The organism is Pseudovibrio sp. Tun.PSC04-5.I4 (genome assembly GCF_900104145.1).
Taxonomy (GTDB): Bacteria; Pseudomonadota; Alphaproteobacteria; order Rhizobiales; family Stappiaceae; genus Pseudovibrio.
In genome coordinates, this window is the sequence record NZ_FNLB01000008.1 from 570,834 (window position 1) to 583,302 (window position 12,469).

General features: G+C 53.2%; 14 protein-coding genes and 1 pseudogene. 8 read left to right on the top strand and 7 right to left on the bottom strand.

From position 1 onward, the window contains the following. Nucleotides 1-33 precede the first annotated feature (33 nt). On the bottom strand, nucleotides 34-924 hold the full coding sequence (locus tag BLS62_RS30215; RefSeq protein ID WP_093191582.1) for an alpha/beta hydrolase: 891 nt from the start codon (nucleotides 922-924) through the stop codon (nucleotides 34-36). Nucleotides 925-1,236: 312 nt separating this feature from the next. Further along, the gene (locus tag BLS62_RS30220) at nucleotides 1,237-2,229 is read right to left on the bottom strand and encodes an IS5 family transposase (protein WP_244283690.1); all 993 of its coding nucleotides are present in this window, start codon (nucleotides 2,227-2,229) and stop codon (nucleotides 1,237-1,239) included. A 105-nt stretch (nucleotides 2,230-2,334) separates the two neighbouring features. Between BLS62_RS30220 and BLS62_RS30225 the strand changes: the two genes are divergently transcribed. From BLS62_RS30225 to BLS62_RS30245, 5 genes are all read left to right on the top strand, one after another. Further along, a complete protein-coding gene (locus tag BLS62_RS30225) occupies nucleotides 2,335-2,673 on the top strand; it encodes a transposase (RefSeq protein WP_093191590.1) in 339 nt (112 codons plus the stop codon). Continuing rightward, complete coding sequence (gene tnpB / locus BLS62_RS30230; protein WP_093175362.1) at nucleotides 2,670-2,933, top strand: IS66 family insertion sequence element accessory protein TnpB; 264 nt, start codon at nucleotides 2,670-2,672, stop codon at nucleotides 2,931-2,933. The genes BLS62_RS30225 and tnpB (BLS62_RS30230) overlap by 4 nt, the downstream gene beginning before the upstream one ends. Nucleotides 2,934-3,547: 614 nt before the next feature. Continuing rightward, nucleotides 3,548-5,065, top strand: coding sequence for a group II intron reverse transcriptase/maturase (ltrA, locus tag BLS62_RS30235; RefSeq protein WP_348271852.1), 1,518 nt, complete (start codon nucleotides 3,548-3,550; stop codon nucleotides 5,063-5,065). Between the two features lie 73 nt (nucleotides 5,066-5,138). Further along, nucleotides 5,139-5,291 carry a transposase gene (tnpB, locus tag BLS62_RS30240; RefSeq protein WP_244283473.1) on the top strand — a complete coding sequence of 51 codons (153 nt, stop codon included), beginning with the start codon at nucleotides 5,139-5,141 and terminating at the stop codon, nucleotides 5,289-5,291. Nucleotides 5,292-5,354: 63 nt separating this feature from the next. Next, on the top strand, nucleotides 5,355-6,554 hold the full coding sequence (locus tag BLS62_RS30245) for an IS66 family transposase (RefSeq protein WP_093191595.1): 1,200 nt from the start codon (nucleotides 5,355-5,357) through the stop codon (nucleotides 6,552-6,554). On the opposite strand, the pseudogene BLS62_RS30250 reads toward BLS62_RS30245, so the two are convergent. Then, nucleotides 6,522-7,007: pseudogene (locus BLS62_RS30250) on the bottom strand (transposase); the annotation flags it as partial. The gene BLS62_RS30245 and the pseudogene BLS62_RS30250 overlap by 33 nt on opposite strands. 64 nt (nucleotides 7,008-7,071) lie before the next feature. Between BLS62_RS30250 and BLS62_RS30255 the strand changes: the two are divergent. The 3 genes from BLS62_RS30255 (at nucleotide 7,072) to BLS62_RS30265 (ending at nucleotide 9,371) form a co-directional block, all read left to right on the top strand. Continuing rightward, nucleotides 7,072-7,416, top strand: a complete 345-nt coding sequence (locus BLS62_RS30255) for a transposase (protein ID WP_159436448.1) — start codon at nucleotides 7,072-7,074, stop codon at nucleotides 7,414-7,416. Further along, nucleotides 7,413-7,760, top strand: a complete 348-nt coding sequence (tnpB, locus tag BLS62_RS30260; RefSeq protein ID WP_093175290.1) for an IS66 family insertion sequence element accessory protein TnpB — start codon at nucleotides 7,413-7,415, stop codon at nucleotides 7,758-7,760. The genes BLS62_RS30255 and tnpB (BLS62_RS30260) overlap by 4 nt, the downstream gene beginning before the upstream one ends. A gap of 63 nt (nucleotides 7,761-7,823) precedes the next feature. Continuing rightward, nucleotides 7,824-9,371: an IS66 family transposase gene (locus BLS62_RS30265; protein ID WP_093191600.1), complete on the top strand. Its 1,548-nt coding sequence runs from the start codon at nucleotides 7,824-7,826 to the stop codon at nucleotides 9,369-9,371. Here BLS62_RS30265 and BLS62_RS30270 read toward each other — a convergent pair. The 4 genes from BLS62_RS30270 to BLS62_RS30285 all read right to left on the bottom strand — a co-directional run bounded on the left by BLS62_RS30270 (nucleotide 9,358) and on the right by BLS62_RS30285 (nucleotide 12,452). After that, nucleotides 9,358-10,977: an IS66 family transposase gene (locus BLS62_RS30270; protein WP_093180813.1), complete on the bottom strand. Its 1,620-nt coding sequence runs from the start codon at nucleotides 10,975-10,977 to the stop codon at nucleotides 9,358-9,360. The two genes, BLS62_RS30265 and BLS62_RS30270, sit on opposite strands and share 14 nt — an antisense overlap. A gap of 63 nt (nucleotides 10,978-11,040) precedes the next feature. Then, complete coding sequence (gene tnpB, locus BLS62_RS30275; protein ID WP_093190191.1) at nucleotides 11,041-11,388, bottom strand: IS66 family insertion sequence element accessory protein TnpB; 348 nt, start codon at nucleotides 11,386-11,388, stop codon at nucleotides 11,041-11,043. After that, on the bottom strand, nucleotides 11,385-11,723 hold the full coding sequence (locus BLS62_RS30280; protein ID WP_093178124.1) for a transposase: 339 nt from the start codon (nucleotides 11,721-11,723) through the stop codon (nucleotides 11,385-11,387). The genes tnpB (BLS62_RS30275) and BLS62_RS30280 overlap by 4 nt, the downstream gene beginning before the upstream one ends. A 42-nt stretch (nucleotides 11,724-11,765) precedes the next feature. Continuing rightward, nucleotides 11,766-12,452 carry an IS66 family transposase zinc-finger binding domain-containing protein gene (locus tag BLS62_RS30285; protein ID WP_093191606.1) on the bottom strand — a complete coding sequence of 229 codons (687 nt, stop codon included), beginning with the start codon at nucleotides 12,450-12,452 and terminating at the stop codon, nucleotides 11,766-11,768. Nucleotides 12,453-12,469: the final 17 nt, after the last annotated feature.

The following is a 12,469-nucleotide window of genomic DNA, read 5'->3' on the forward strand; positions in this document are numbered from 1 at the left end:
AGCAATGCCAGACCTGCTCCAGATATCCTTTCGCTATTGCTCAAGAAATGCCTCAATGGACGCCCCCCAAATCTCAGGCCCTTCCTCTCTAAGGAATAGATTATGACCATTTTTTCTATCGGACGGCAAAATAACAAGTTCCTGCTTAGATTTGTTTTCCGATGAATATGATTCAAAAAAGAAACGAGCTAATCTAGGACTATAAAACTGGTCATTTTGTGAATACACCCAAAGAATAGGTAGTTCGTTTTTGGAGCCGTACGCTCTGTATAATCCCCCAATAATGCTTTTATTACAGATAAGCTTACTAGGGGTCACAGTTTTCGCACCAGGTGCGAATGCGATTACAGCTTCCATGCCAACTGGACGTTTGCTTGCGGCAGCGAGGACGCTGTTTCCACCTGCTGAAAAACCAACCAAAACAACACGATTACTAAGTACGAAATCTTGTCGTTGGAAGAAGCTTATAGTGCTTAGAATATCGTGGGCGTTCTCGTCATATGCTATTTTCGCCTTTTTGGGATCGCAACCTTTAATGGTGGATCGTTTACCCTCTGAACGACCGTATCCTCTTCGGATCAAAACAGCAACCGCATACCCTTTTTCCAAAAACCATCTAATAGCAGAATCGGGGCGAAAATCATATGGTCCGTTGGCCGGAGCCTTCTGGGAGGCACCGTGATTGACAATCACAAGCGGAAATGGCCCATCGCCAACAGGCCGAAAAGAAGTGACATCTAGAGTAATCGTCCTACTATCATCCTCAAGCTTAACTGGAACACGCCACATCTGCATATTTAGAACGCCAAGCGGTCCGATGATCGGCCCAATGTTATACTGGCTAGAATGCGCTGAAGATGCCCCCATTAAAATGGCTAGCCCGATAAACAGCCCAAACCATCCAGATCGTTTACTACTCCCCATAGATATTTATTCCTTACAGTTAGATTAATAACATAATTTACATTAGACATGTTTAATAGGTATATCAACTGGTTTGTTTAAATACTCTGGTTGGTATCAATGAAATATATTAATTGATTCAGATTGTGTGATCAGTATTACCGAGGGTAAACACATGAGATAATAAAAGGTGTAATTTGTTTTATCATAAACCTTAAAGTAATTTACTTTCGGCGCTGTTGCGCAATTCGAAATATGCTTACAACTCGCCCTAATCGGCCTTGTTGCACAATTCGAAATTAGCTTGCAGCTTGCCCAATCCCATGCATCTGATCATGCAGAAACCTTCTTGAACGCAGCGCGTCCGAGGGCGGTCATTGTGTTGAGGACGGCGACGCCAAGTTTTGCCTCTGTCCTCTGATTGTTCAGCTTTCGTGACCTGAGCGTGGTCCCGATCACCTGCTTAAAGCGGCCCATCAAGGTTTCGCCTCGAGACCTTCGACCATATCCGGTTTGCTTTTGCCAAGACATCCTGCCGTTCTTTTGAATGGCAAGAATATCCCGGTCGCGAGCAGTGGGGGCGGTGGCAGCCTGTGGGCCGGGGATAGCTGTTTTGGGAGGTGGAATGATGATCTCAACACCGTCATAGCGCTTTGCTATTTCCTGTCGTGTCGTGAAGCCATCATAAGCGCCATCCCCTAAAAACGTTGCCACCGGACCCTCAACCTGATCCAACAGATCCGGCACAACGGCTGGATCGGCAACCGTATCCTCAGTCAGTTCAGAACATACGATTTCGCCGGTATTTAGATCAAGGCCAAGGTGAATTTTGCGCCAAGTTCTGCGCTTTATCCTGGTTCCATGCTTGGTTTCCTGCCATTCTCCGGCACCAAAGATCTTAACGCCTGTACTATCGATTACCAGCGCTACTGGCTCAGAGTTCGTTCGCGGTTTGGGTTTTGAAAGTTTCAAGCCATCTGCGCGGCGCGACAGGGTTGAAAAGTCAGGAACCGGTAAAACCAACTCCATCAAATGGAACACAGACCTCACAAACCCTTGAGTCTGCCTCAAAGCAAGACCGAATACGACCCGGATCTGCAAACAGGTTTCAATGGCAAGCTCTGAAAACTTGGCGGGCCGTCCACGTCGTTGGTTCTCGGGTGCAAACCAAGCCTTGGCAGCGCTCTCTTCAATCCAAACCGTGACATCGCCGCGACGACGCAAGCTTTCATTATACTTCGACCAGTTCGTCACTTTGTATTTGGCTTTGGCAAACTTATGTCGGCGATCAGCATTGGCTTTAAACGGCATGAAGTGAATCTTCATTGAAGGAAATATCAGCCGGAATGTAACCGTCCGCTCAGGACCGCCTTACTTGGTTGCGTTTGATTGAGTATTTTCTTCTTCAGTTTTAGTTGAGGAGGCAAGTCATTGTTGGATGAATCGAGGCCACGGCGGTCGTGGACACGGGTAGAAAAGGCGGCAATCACTGCGCAAGTTGGGGTTGATGGAGCAACGCTGTTTGATGTTGCGCAGAGCCATGGTGTCGGCCGGTACTTGCTGAAGCGATGGATGGCTCAGTACTGCGACAGCAACACAAGTGAAAACACGAAGGCTCCCCTTTTTGTGCCTGTTGTTGTTACTGATCCTGAGCCTTCAGGACCAGTAGTTATTGAGGTTGGGCTCGGGAACGGCCGGAGCCTGAGGGTTTCCAGTGACTTAAGTGATGCGCAGGTTCGCCGGTTTATTGGGCTGGTGGAAGCGACATGATCGGGCCGGGAACAGGTGTGCGGGTTTATCTTGCGTGCGGTGTGACGGATATGCGCAAGGGCATTGCGGGTCTGGCCGCTTTGGCGGAGACGGAATTACGCCAGCGCCCTGCAAATGGCGCCGTGTTTGCGTTTCGCGGCCGGCGCGGCGACCGGATCAAGTTGCTTTACTGGGATGGTCAGGGGTTTTGCCTTTATTACAAGGTGCTGGGTGCGCCTCGAACCTGGTTTCGACCGGGGCGCTTATGTTTGGAATTCTAGTGAAAGGAGGGGTTTCCTTTAACAGACCGTCCTTTACTGCGAAAGGGCGAGAGCCGAAGCGGCGGTGATTTGTCGTGAACTGGCAAGGTGACGTAGCCCGTGGGATAAAGAGATGTGCGACGAAGCCATTAAGTCAAGACCCATCTTCAGGCTGAGTATTGGAAGGTTGAGGAACACGAACCGGCTAAACCGTATCTGAGGGGCTGAATTGTAGCCTCCGCCTACATGGCTTAACAGGCGGAACATCGGTCGCGCCATGGATTTCATGACCGGAAGCGCGCAAACCGACAGCGTACTCCAGAAACGCTTTCGAGGGTGTCGTCAACTTATGCAGTTTGTTGGCGATGGCCGATGCCGACTTGCGGGACGCAAGGGAAAAGACTACGGCCGGCAGCCTAACCAATACGCTTTAAGTCCAACATAGGAACGAGGGAAGGCGTGTGCCGAATGAGGTTGGTATATTTAATACTCGCAAGGGAGTTCACCCCGATGACGGCCACGCTGGCGGAGTTCCCGTAGTAGTCCGAGATAGGGAAAGCCTGTCACATGGCGAAGGGGAACAGTTCAAGCTGCTTAGGGCTGCACATTAACTGACCACAACGAGGTGAAGACCTTTGATAATCAGCGACATGCAACACAAGCTTGCGAAATGGGCGCAGGACGAGCGAACCAGAAGATTTGATCGCCTCTTACGCTTAATTGCCGATCGGACTTGGCTGACTGAGGCTGCCCGGGTTGCCTTGGCGTCGAGCGGCGCAAAGACCCCGGGCGTAGATGGCGTGGACCGAGATCGTTTCCGACAAAATGAGGAGGAACTCCTTGCGACGTTGGGGCGATCTCTGCTGGATGGGACCTATGCGCCCGCTCCAACACGACGCGTCTACATCCCGAAAGGGAACGGAAAGCTGAGACCGTTGGGAATACCGACACTGACGGATCGCATAGTACAGCGCGCCATGCTGATGGTGATGGAGCCGATTTGGGAAAGCGACTTCAGTCCTTACTCATATGGTTTCAGGCCACAGCGTAGCGTGCACCACGCGATCCGGGCCGTTTTGATGCAGACAACGGATGGCAGGAACACAAAGGGTCGCTGGGTGATCGAAGGTGATCTAGCAAGCTACTTTGATACTGTCCATCACCGCAAGCTGCTCTCGTGTGTGCGCAAGCGCATCCGGGACAAACGGTTTATCGCACTGCTCTGGAGGCTTTTGAAGGCAGGTCACATCGATAAAGGCCTCTTCTGCGCCGCCAGCAAGGGCGTTCCTCAAGGCGGGGTTCTTTCTCCGCTTCTGTCCAACATTATGCTCAATGAGTTTGATCGTTGGATGGATGAGAAATTCCTTGGAAAAGCAGCGCGCAACAAACGTCGTGGTTGGAATGAGAGCGTCAGAAAAGCCAGCCCTGTGGCGGTTCGTGAGAACCGCTGTCGCAGACCGGCAGTGTCCTATTGCCGTTATGCCGATGACTTTGTTGTCATCGTCAAAGGCACGAAGGCACAGGCGCTCGCGGTACGCGAGGAATGCCGAGCATTCCTGGAAGGCGATCTGGCATTGACGTTAAACATGGAGAAAACCCATGTCACTCATGTTAATGATGGGTTTGTCTTTCTCGGTCACCGGATCATTCGCAAACGCGGTCCCCGTGGCGTGATGCGGCCAGTAACGACCATTCCCCGAGAGAAAACCAGCGGTTTCAAACATCGACTGGTTAAGGCTCTTAGCGGCGACCACAATACGCCCCATACCGACATGATTAAGCGGCTAAACCGCCAACTCATGGGTTGGGCAAACTTCTATCAGTTCACCGATTACACATCCAAGGTCTTCCAGCACGTCGATACCGTCGTGTTCTGGAAAATGGCACATTGGCTGGGGCGCAAGTATCGCTCGCGCATCTCTCGTCTGATGCGAAAGTGGTTCGCGCGGCCGTATGGCTTAAAAGCCAAGACATGGATGGTGCACTCGATGACGAAAGAAGGAGTACGCGTTTCAAGCATCTTGTACCGGCTAACCAATCATCAGCGCGGGCAATTCCGCTGGAAGACACCACGTTCAAATCCTTATCTTCGGGAAAAGAACGAGGCTCCTTTCTACGAAACGCACTATCGTGGTCTCGTGCTGGCTTTCTAGCCAAGCTTGAATGGAGAGCCGTATGCGGTGAAAGCCGCACGTACGGTTCGGAGGGGAGAAACGTCAGCTGTGGCTGACGTCTCTTACCCTACAAAAGGGCCGGTTCCCGTGGCCTTCACCAGTCGATGGCTCAGCCAGATTGACCTCAGCACAGCTGGCCATGCTGTGGGAAGGGATGGACTGGAGACGCCCAAGCTGGGGAGCTCCGCCCGCTCGAATGGGGTGAATATCTTTGGTTTTGAATAAGGCATTGCTTTGATATCGGAGATATATGAGGTAAAATACCCATATGAACCAATCTCTTAACCCCCTTCCTAATGACCCTGCTTTGCTCAAGGCATTGCTGTTGTCCGCCCAAAGTGAGATTGAAGCTTTAAGCGGTAAGGTTGAGAGTTTACAAGCTAATGAGCAAGCCCATCTGGTTCTGATTGCATCACTCAAACAAGCTTTGGCTAAGTTGCGCAGGCAACGCTTTGGCGCATCTTCAGAAAAGATCGACCGCGAGATTGCGCAGCTTGAACTGGCGTTGGAAAACCTGGAGGTTGCCCACCCATGCCAGGAGCCGGAAGGTGAGCGGTTACCCGTGCCCGAACTGGCCACCTCCGCACTTGAAAAACCACCCAAACCAACCCGCGGCAAACCTCGGGTGAGCAGCGATGTGGACCGCGAGCGCGTTACTCTGCAATCACCAGAAGCGTGCCCCGAGTGTGGTGGCAAGCTGCGGCTCATCGGGGAGGATGTATCTGAGCTGGTGGAGTTCATCACCGCAAAACTGAAGGTGATTGAAACAGCAAGGCCCAAGAAATCCTGTCGGGTGTGCGAGAAAATCGTGCAAGCTCCAGCGCCAACCCGGCCTATTGAAAAATCCAGTGCCGGAGCCAGCTTACTGGCGCATATTCTGGTCTCCAAGTTCGATGATCATTTGCCGCTATACCGTCAAAACGAGATCCTTGCCCGGCACGGCATTGATATTCCCCGCTCTACTTTGTCGGACTGGTGCGGGCTTGCCATGAAAACGCTGGCTCCGCTGAGCGAACTGCTTAAAGCTGAGGTGATGCTCTCAGATCGCTTGCATACCGATGACACACCCATTGATGTCCTGGGTCGCCAGTTCAAGGCGGCGAGCGGTTCCGGCAAAGCTTCGAGGCAGGGCCGGATCTGGACCTATGTGCGCGATGATCGCCCCTTCGCAGGAGAGGCCCCGCCTATTGCTGCCTATTGGTTCTCCGCAAATCGCAAGGCTGACAACCCGCGATGCCACCTCAAAGAGTTTTCCGGCATTCTGCAGGCCGATGCCTATGCCGGCTACAAGCAACTTTATGACAGCGGGGACATTAAAGAAGCCGCCTGCTGGGCGCATTGGCGCCGCGACTTCCATGATATCTTCACCGCCACCAAATCAGAACTGGCCAGATACGCACTGGAGCAGATCGGTAAGCTTTATGTAACCGTCCGCTCAAGGCGCCATGATTTGGGCTTGACGCTGTGATTTTGCGTCCGGCTTCCAGTTCCATGGCAGGAACTCGTGGAGGCGGTTGATCATGTGATCGTTGATGCGGGCAAGGACATCTGTGAGATAGTCCTGCGGGTTGAGGCCATTGAACTTGGCGGTCTCAATCAGTGTCATGGCATCGGCGAGCGTTTCACCACCTGCCATGGATCCAGCGAACATCCAGTTTTTCCTGCCCATCACCACTGGCTTGATGGCGCGCTCAGCGGCATTGTTGTCAATGGCGACCCGACCGTCCTCGAGAAACAGGGTGAAGGCGTGCCAGCGTGACAATCCATATCGGATCGCTTTGGCCAGGTTTGATTTTCCGGAGATCCGGGCAAGCTGCGTTTTGCACCAGGCTTTGAAGTGTTCTGCTATGGGCTTACTATATTTCTGCCTTACCTCTCGGCGCAGATCCGGCGGTTTACCATTAATCGTAAGCGTCCGCTCAGGACCGCCTTACGGGTTTGTTTCTGATAGGGTATTTACCTCCTGAGTTTTATGGAGGATGGCCTTGTCTAAAGTTAAGCAGGTGCGGCGCACGTGGACGCGTGAAGAGAAGCTGTCGATTATCTCTGAGATTGGGGTTGATGGTGCCTCTGTTCTTGATATTTCCCGCCAACACAACATTGATCGTTATCTACTGAAGCGTTGGCTCAAGCATTTTAGCAGTGCTGAAAGTGCCGATATTGAGCGCCAGTCAGTCTTTGTGCCAGTTGTGGTTGCTGCCCCGGATCCTGCTCCAGTACATCCTGTTTGTATTGAAGTTGGTTTGAGCACAGGACGCAGCTTGAGGCTTTCCAGCGATCTGAGCGATACACAGATCCAGCGCTTCATTGTCTTGGTGGAAACGGCATGATTGGGCCGGGAACAGGCGTGCGAGTGTATCTGGCCTGCGGAGTGACCGACATGCGCAAGGGGATTTCTGGCTTAGCCGCACTGGCGGAAACAGAATTGCGTCAGCGCCCGGCAAATGGAGCGGTGTTTGCATTCCGAGGTCGGCGCGGAGATCGGGTCAAACTGCTTTATTGGGATGGTCAGGGCTTTTGCCTTTATTACAAGGTGTTGGAAACCGGCTGTTTTCCCTGGCCATCGCCCGCAGACGGCACGGCCAGACTGACGTCAGCCCAACTTGCGATGCTGTGGGAAGGGATGGACTGGAGACGGCCGAGTTGGGGATCTCCGCCAGCAAGAATGGGGTGAATATCTATTGGTTTCAATAGGATATTTGTGGTGTTGCTGGTGTCATAACGGTAAAATACGTATATGCAAAAGCCGCTTAACTCCCTTCCTAATGATCCTGAACTGCTCAAAGCCATAGTGCTGAGTTTGCAGGGAGAGAACCAGGTTCTGAGCGGCAAAGTGAGCAGCCTTGAAGCCAATGAGACCGCTTTTCTGGATCTGATTTCCCACCTGCGCCTGACACTTACTAAACTTCGAAAACAGCGCTTTGGCTCGTCTTCGGAAAAGATTGACCGCCAGATCGAGCAACTGGAACTGGCGCTGGAACATGCCCAGATGGCTCACCCTTCACAGAGCCCAGAAGAAGACCAGCTACCTGTTCCTGATTTGGTTTCAGACACACCTGAAGCGTCCGTCAAGCCAACCCGTGGCAAGCCTCGGGTGCGCGGCGATGTGGAACGCGAACGCGCTACTCTGGAACCTCAAGGAAACTGCCCAGACTGTGGTGGTGAACTGCGGCTCATTGGGGAAGATGTGTCTGAACTTGTTGAGTTCATCACTGCCAGACTGAAGGTGATTGAAACCGCAAGGCCTAAGAAATCCTGCCGCTCTTGTGAAAAAATCGTGCAAGTGCCAGCCCCCACACGGCCTATTGCCCGTTCCAGTGCCGGAGCCAGCCTGCTTTCTCACATTCTGGTCTCCAAATTCGATGATCAGCTTCCGCTCTACCGGCAGAGCGAGATCCTGGAGAGGCATGGTATTGAAGTGCCACGCTCCACGCTTTCCGACTGGTGTGGGCTCTCCATGAAAACGCTCAGTCCTTTATGCGAGCTCATCAAAAGGCAGATCATGACGTCAGATCGACTGCACACCGATGACACGCCGGTCGATGTGCTGGGCCAGCACTTCAAGGCAAGCTCCAGATCGGGAAAAGCGAAAAAGCAGGGGCGGATCTGGACCTATGTCCGCGATGATCGCTCCTTTGGCGGTAAAATCCCACCCATTGCCGCTTACTGGTTCTCAGCGGATCGCAAGGCCGTAAACCCGGCAGAACACCTGAAAGGGTTTTCCGGCATACTGCAGGCCGATGCCTATGCTGGCTACAAACAACTTTTCGAGACAGGCAGAATAAAAGAAGCGGCATGTTGGGCACATTGGCGGCGCGACTTCTATGACATTTTCACTTCCACCAAGTCGGAACTGGCACAGCATGCCCTCCATGAAATTGGCAAGCTTTACGACGTTGAACGCCAGATTAATGGTAAACCGCCGGATCTGCGCCGAGAGGTAAGGCAGAAATATAGTAAGCCCATAGCAGAACACTTCAAAGCCTGGTGCAAAACGCAGCTTGCCCGGATCTCCGGAAAATCAAACCTGGCCAAAGCGATCCGATATGGATTGTCACGCTGGCACGCCTTCACCCTGTTTCTCGAGGACGGTCGGGTCGCCATTGACAACAATGCCGCTGAGCGCGCCATCAAGCCAGTGGTGATGGGCAGGAAAAACTGGATGTTCGCTGGATCCATGGCAGGTGGTGAAACGCTCGCCGATGCCATGACACTGATTGAAACCGCCAAGTTCAATGGCCTCAACCCGCAAGAGTACCGTAACCGTCCGCTCAAGGCGCCATGATTTGGGCTTGACGCTGTGATTTTGCGTCCGGCTTCCAGTTCCATGGCAGGAACTCGTGGAGGCGGTTGATCATGTGATCGTTGATGCGGGCAAGGACATCTGTGAGATAGTCCTGCGGGTTGAGACCATTGAGTTTGGCGGTTTCAATCAACGTCATGGCGTCCGCCAGAGTTTCTCCGCCGGCCATTGATCCGGCAAATAAGAAGTTTTTACGGCCCAATGCAATAGGTCTGACTGCGCGCTCAGCCGCATTGTTGTCGATCGCGACGCGACCCTCGTCGAGGAACAAGGTGAAGGCGTGCCAACGGGAGAGGCCATAACGGATGGCTTTGGCCAGCGGTGATTTGCCTGAGATGCGGGTAAGCTGAGCCTCGCACCAGGCCTTGAAGGCCTGAGCGATGGGTTTACTGTGCTTCTGCCTCACTTCATGCCGCAGGTCTGGTGGTTTTCCGCTGATCTGACGTTCAATGTCATAAAGCTTACCGATCTGCTCCAGTGCGTATCTGGCCAGTTCTGATTTGGTGGCGGTGAAGATATCATGGAAGTCGCGGCGCCAATGCGCCCAGCAGGCGGCTTCTTTAATGTCCCCGCTGTCATAAAGTTGCTTGTAGCCGGCATAGGCATCGGCCTGCAGAATGCCGGAAAACTCTTTGAGGTGGCATCGCGGGTTGTCAGCCTTGCGATTTGCGGAGAACCAATAGGCAGCAATAGGCGGGGCCTCTCCTGCGAAGGGGCGATCATCGCGCACATAGGTCCAGATCCGGCCCTGCCTCGAAGCTTTGCCGGAACCGCTCGCCGCCTTGAACTGGCGACCCAGGACATCAATGGGTGTGTCATCGGTATGCAAGCGATCTGAGAGCATCACCTCAGCTTTAAGCAGTTCGCTCAGCGGAGCCAGCGTTTTCATGGCAAGCCCGCACCAGTCCGACAGAGTAGAGCGGGGAATATCAATGCCATGCCGGGCAAGGATTTCGTTCTGACGGTATAGCGGCAAATGATCATCGAACTTGGAGACCAGAATATGCGCCAGTAAGCTGGCTCCGGCACTGGATTTTTCAATGGGCCGGGTTGGTGCTGGAGCTTGCACGATTTTCTCGCACACCCGGCAGGACGTCTTGGGCCGCGCTGTTTCAATCACCTTTAGCTTTGCGGTGATGAACTCCACCAGCTCAGACACATCCTCCCCGATGAGCCGCAGCTCGCCGCCACACTCGGGGCACGCTTTGGGTGACTGCAGAGTGACCCGCTCGCGTTCCACATCGCTACGCACCCGAGGTTTGCCGCGGGTCGGTTTGGGGGGCTCTTCAAGTGTGGAGGTGGCCAGTTCCGGCACGGGCAACTGCTCATCTTCCGGCTCCTGGCATGGGTGGGCAGTCTCCAGGTTTTCCAGCGCCAGTTCAAGCTGGGCAATCTCGCGGTCGATCTTTTCTGAAGATGCGCCAAAGCGTTGCCTGCGCAACTTGGCCAAAGCTTGTTTGAACCATGTGATCAGAACCAGATGGGCCTGCTCATTGGCTTGTAAACTCTCAACCTTTCCCTGCAACGCCAGCACCATGGCCTTGAGTAAAACTGGATCATCAGGAAGGGAGTTAAGAGACTGGTTCATATGGATATTTTACCTCATATATCTCCAATATCAAAGTAATACCTCATTCAAAACCCAAGATATTCACCCCATTCGAACGGGCGGAGCTCCCCAACTGGGGCGTCTCCAGTCCATCCCTTCCCACAGCATGGCCAGCTGTGCTGAGGTCAATCTGGCTGAGCCATCGACTGGTGAAGGCCACGGGAACCGACCCTTTTCCAGCACCTTGTAGTAAAGGCAAAATCCCTGACCATCCCAGTAAAGCAACTTGATCCGATCGCCGCGCCGACCGCGAAACGCAAACACGGCGCCATTTGCAGGGCGCTGGCGTAATTCCGTCTCCGCCAAAGCGGCCAGACCCGCAATGCCCTTGCGCATATCCGTCACACCGCACGCAAGATAAACCCGCACACCTGTTCCCGGCCCGATCATGTCGCTTCCACCAGCCCAATAAACCGGCGAACCTGCGCATCACTTAAGTCACTGGAAACCCTCAGGCTGCGACCGTTCCCGAGCCCAACCTCAATAACGGTGGGTCCTGAAGGCTCAGGATCAGTAACAACAACAGGCACAAAAATGGGAGCCTTCGTGTTTTCACTTGTGTTGCTGTCGCAGTACTGAGCCATCCATCGCTTCAGCAAGTACCGGCCGACACCATGGCTCTGCGCAACATCAAACAGCGTTGCTCCATCAACCCCAACTTGCGCAGTGATTGCCGCCTTTTCTACCCGTGTCCACGACCGCCGTGGCCTCGATTCATCCAACAATGACTTGCCTCCTCAACTAAAACTGAAGAAGAAAATACTCAATCAAACGCAACCAAGTAAGGCGGTCCTGAGCGGACGGTTACGGTAGAGCGGAAGCTGATCATCGAATTTGGAGACCAGAATGTGAGAAAGCAGACTGGCTCCGGCACTGGAACGGGCAATAGGCCGTGTGGGGGCTGGCACTTGCACGATTTTTTCACAAGAGCGGCAGGATTTCTTAGGCCTTGCGGTTTCAATCACCTTCAGTCTGGCAGTGATGAACTCAACAAGTTCAGACACATCTTCCCCAATGAGCCGCAGTTCACCACCACAGTCTGGGCAGTTTCCTTGAGGTTCCAGAGTAGCGCGTTCGCGTTCCACATCGCCGCGCACCCGAGGCTTGCCACGGGTTGGTTTGACGGACGCTTCAGGTGTGTCTGAAACCAAATCAGGAACAGGTAGCTGGTCTTCTTCTGGGCTCTGTGAAGGGTGAGCCATCTGGGCATGTTCCAGCGCCAGTTCCAGTTGCTCGATCTGGCGGTCAATCTTTTCCGAAGACGAGCCAAAGCGCTGTTTTCGAAGTTTAGTAAGTGTCAGGCGCAGGTGGGAAATCAGATCCAGAAAAGCGGTCTCGTTGGCTTCAAGGCTGCTCACTTTGCCGCTCAGAACCTGGTTCTCTCCCTGCAAACTCAGCACTATGGCTTTGAGCAGTTCAGGATCATTAGGAAGGGAGTTAAGCGGCTTTTGCATATACGTATTTTACCGTT

Bases quoted from the DNA above. Each gene is read 5' to 3' on its own strand.
- BLS62_RS30215 (WP_093191582.1), bottom strand. From the start codon at position 924: ATGGGGAGTAGTAAACGATCTGGATGGTTTGGGCTGTTTATCGGGCTA.
- BLS62_RS30220 (WP_244283690.1), bottom strand. From the start codon at position 2,229: ATGAAGATTCACTTCATGCCGTTTAAAGCCAATGCTGATCGCCGACAT.
- tnpB (WP_093175362.1), top strand. From the start codon at position 2,670: ATGATCGGGCCGGGAACAGGTGTGCGGGTTTATCTTGCGTGCGGTGTG.
- BLS62_RS30245 (WP_093191595.1), top strand. From the start codon at position 5,355: ATGAACCAATCTCTTAACCCCCTTCCTAATGACCCTGCTTTGCTCAAG.
- tnpB (WP_093175290.1), top strand. From the start codon at position 7,413: ATGATTGGGCCGGGAACAGGCGTGCGAGTGTATCTGGCCTGCGGAGTG.
- BLS62_RS30265 (WP_093191600.1), top strand. From the start codon at position 7,824: ATGCAAAAGCCGCTTAACTCCCTTCCTAATGATCCTGAACTGCTCAAA.
- BLS62_RS30270 (WP_093180813.1), bottom strand. From the start codon at position 10,977: ATGAACCAGTCTCTTAACTCCCTTCCTGATGATCCAGTTTTACTCAAG.
- tnpB (WP_093190191.1), bottom strand. From the start codon at position 11,388: ATGATCGGGCCGGGAACAGGTGTGCGGGTTTATCTTGCGTGCGGTGTG.
- BLS62_RS30285 (WP_093191606.1), bottom strand. From the start codon at position 12,452: ATGCAAAAGCCGCTTAACTCCCTTCCTAATGATCCTGAACTGCTCAAA.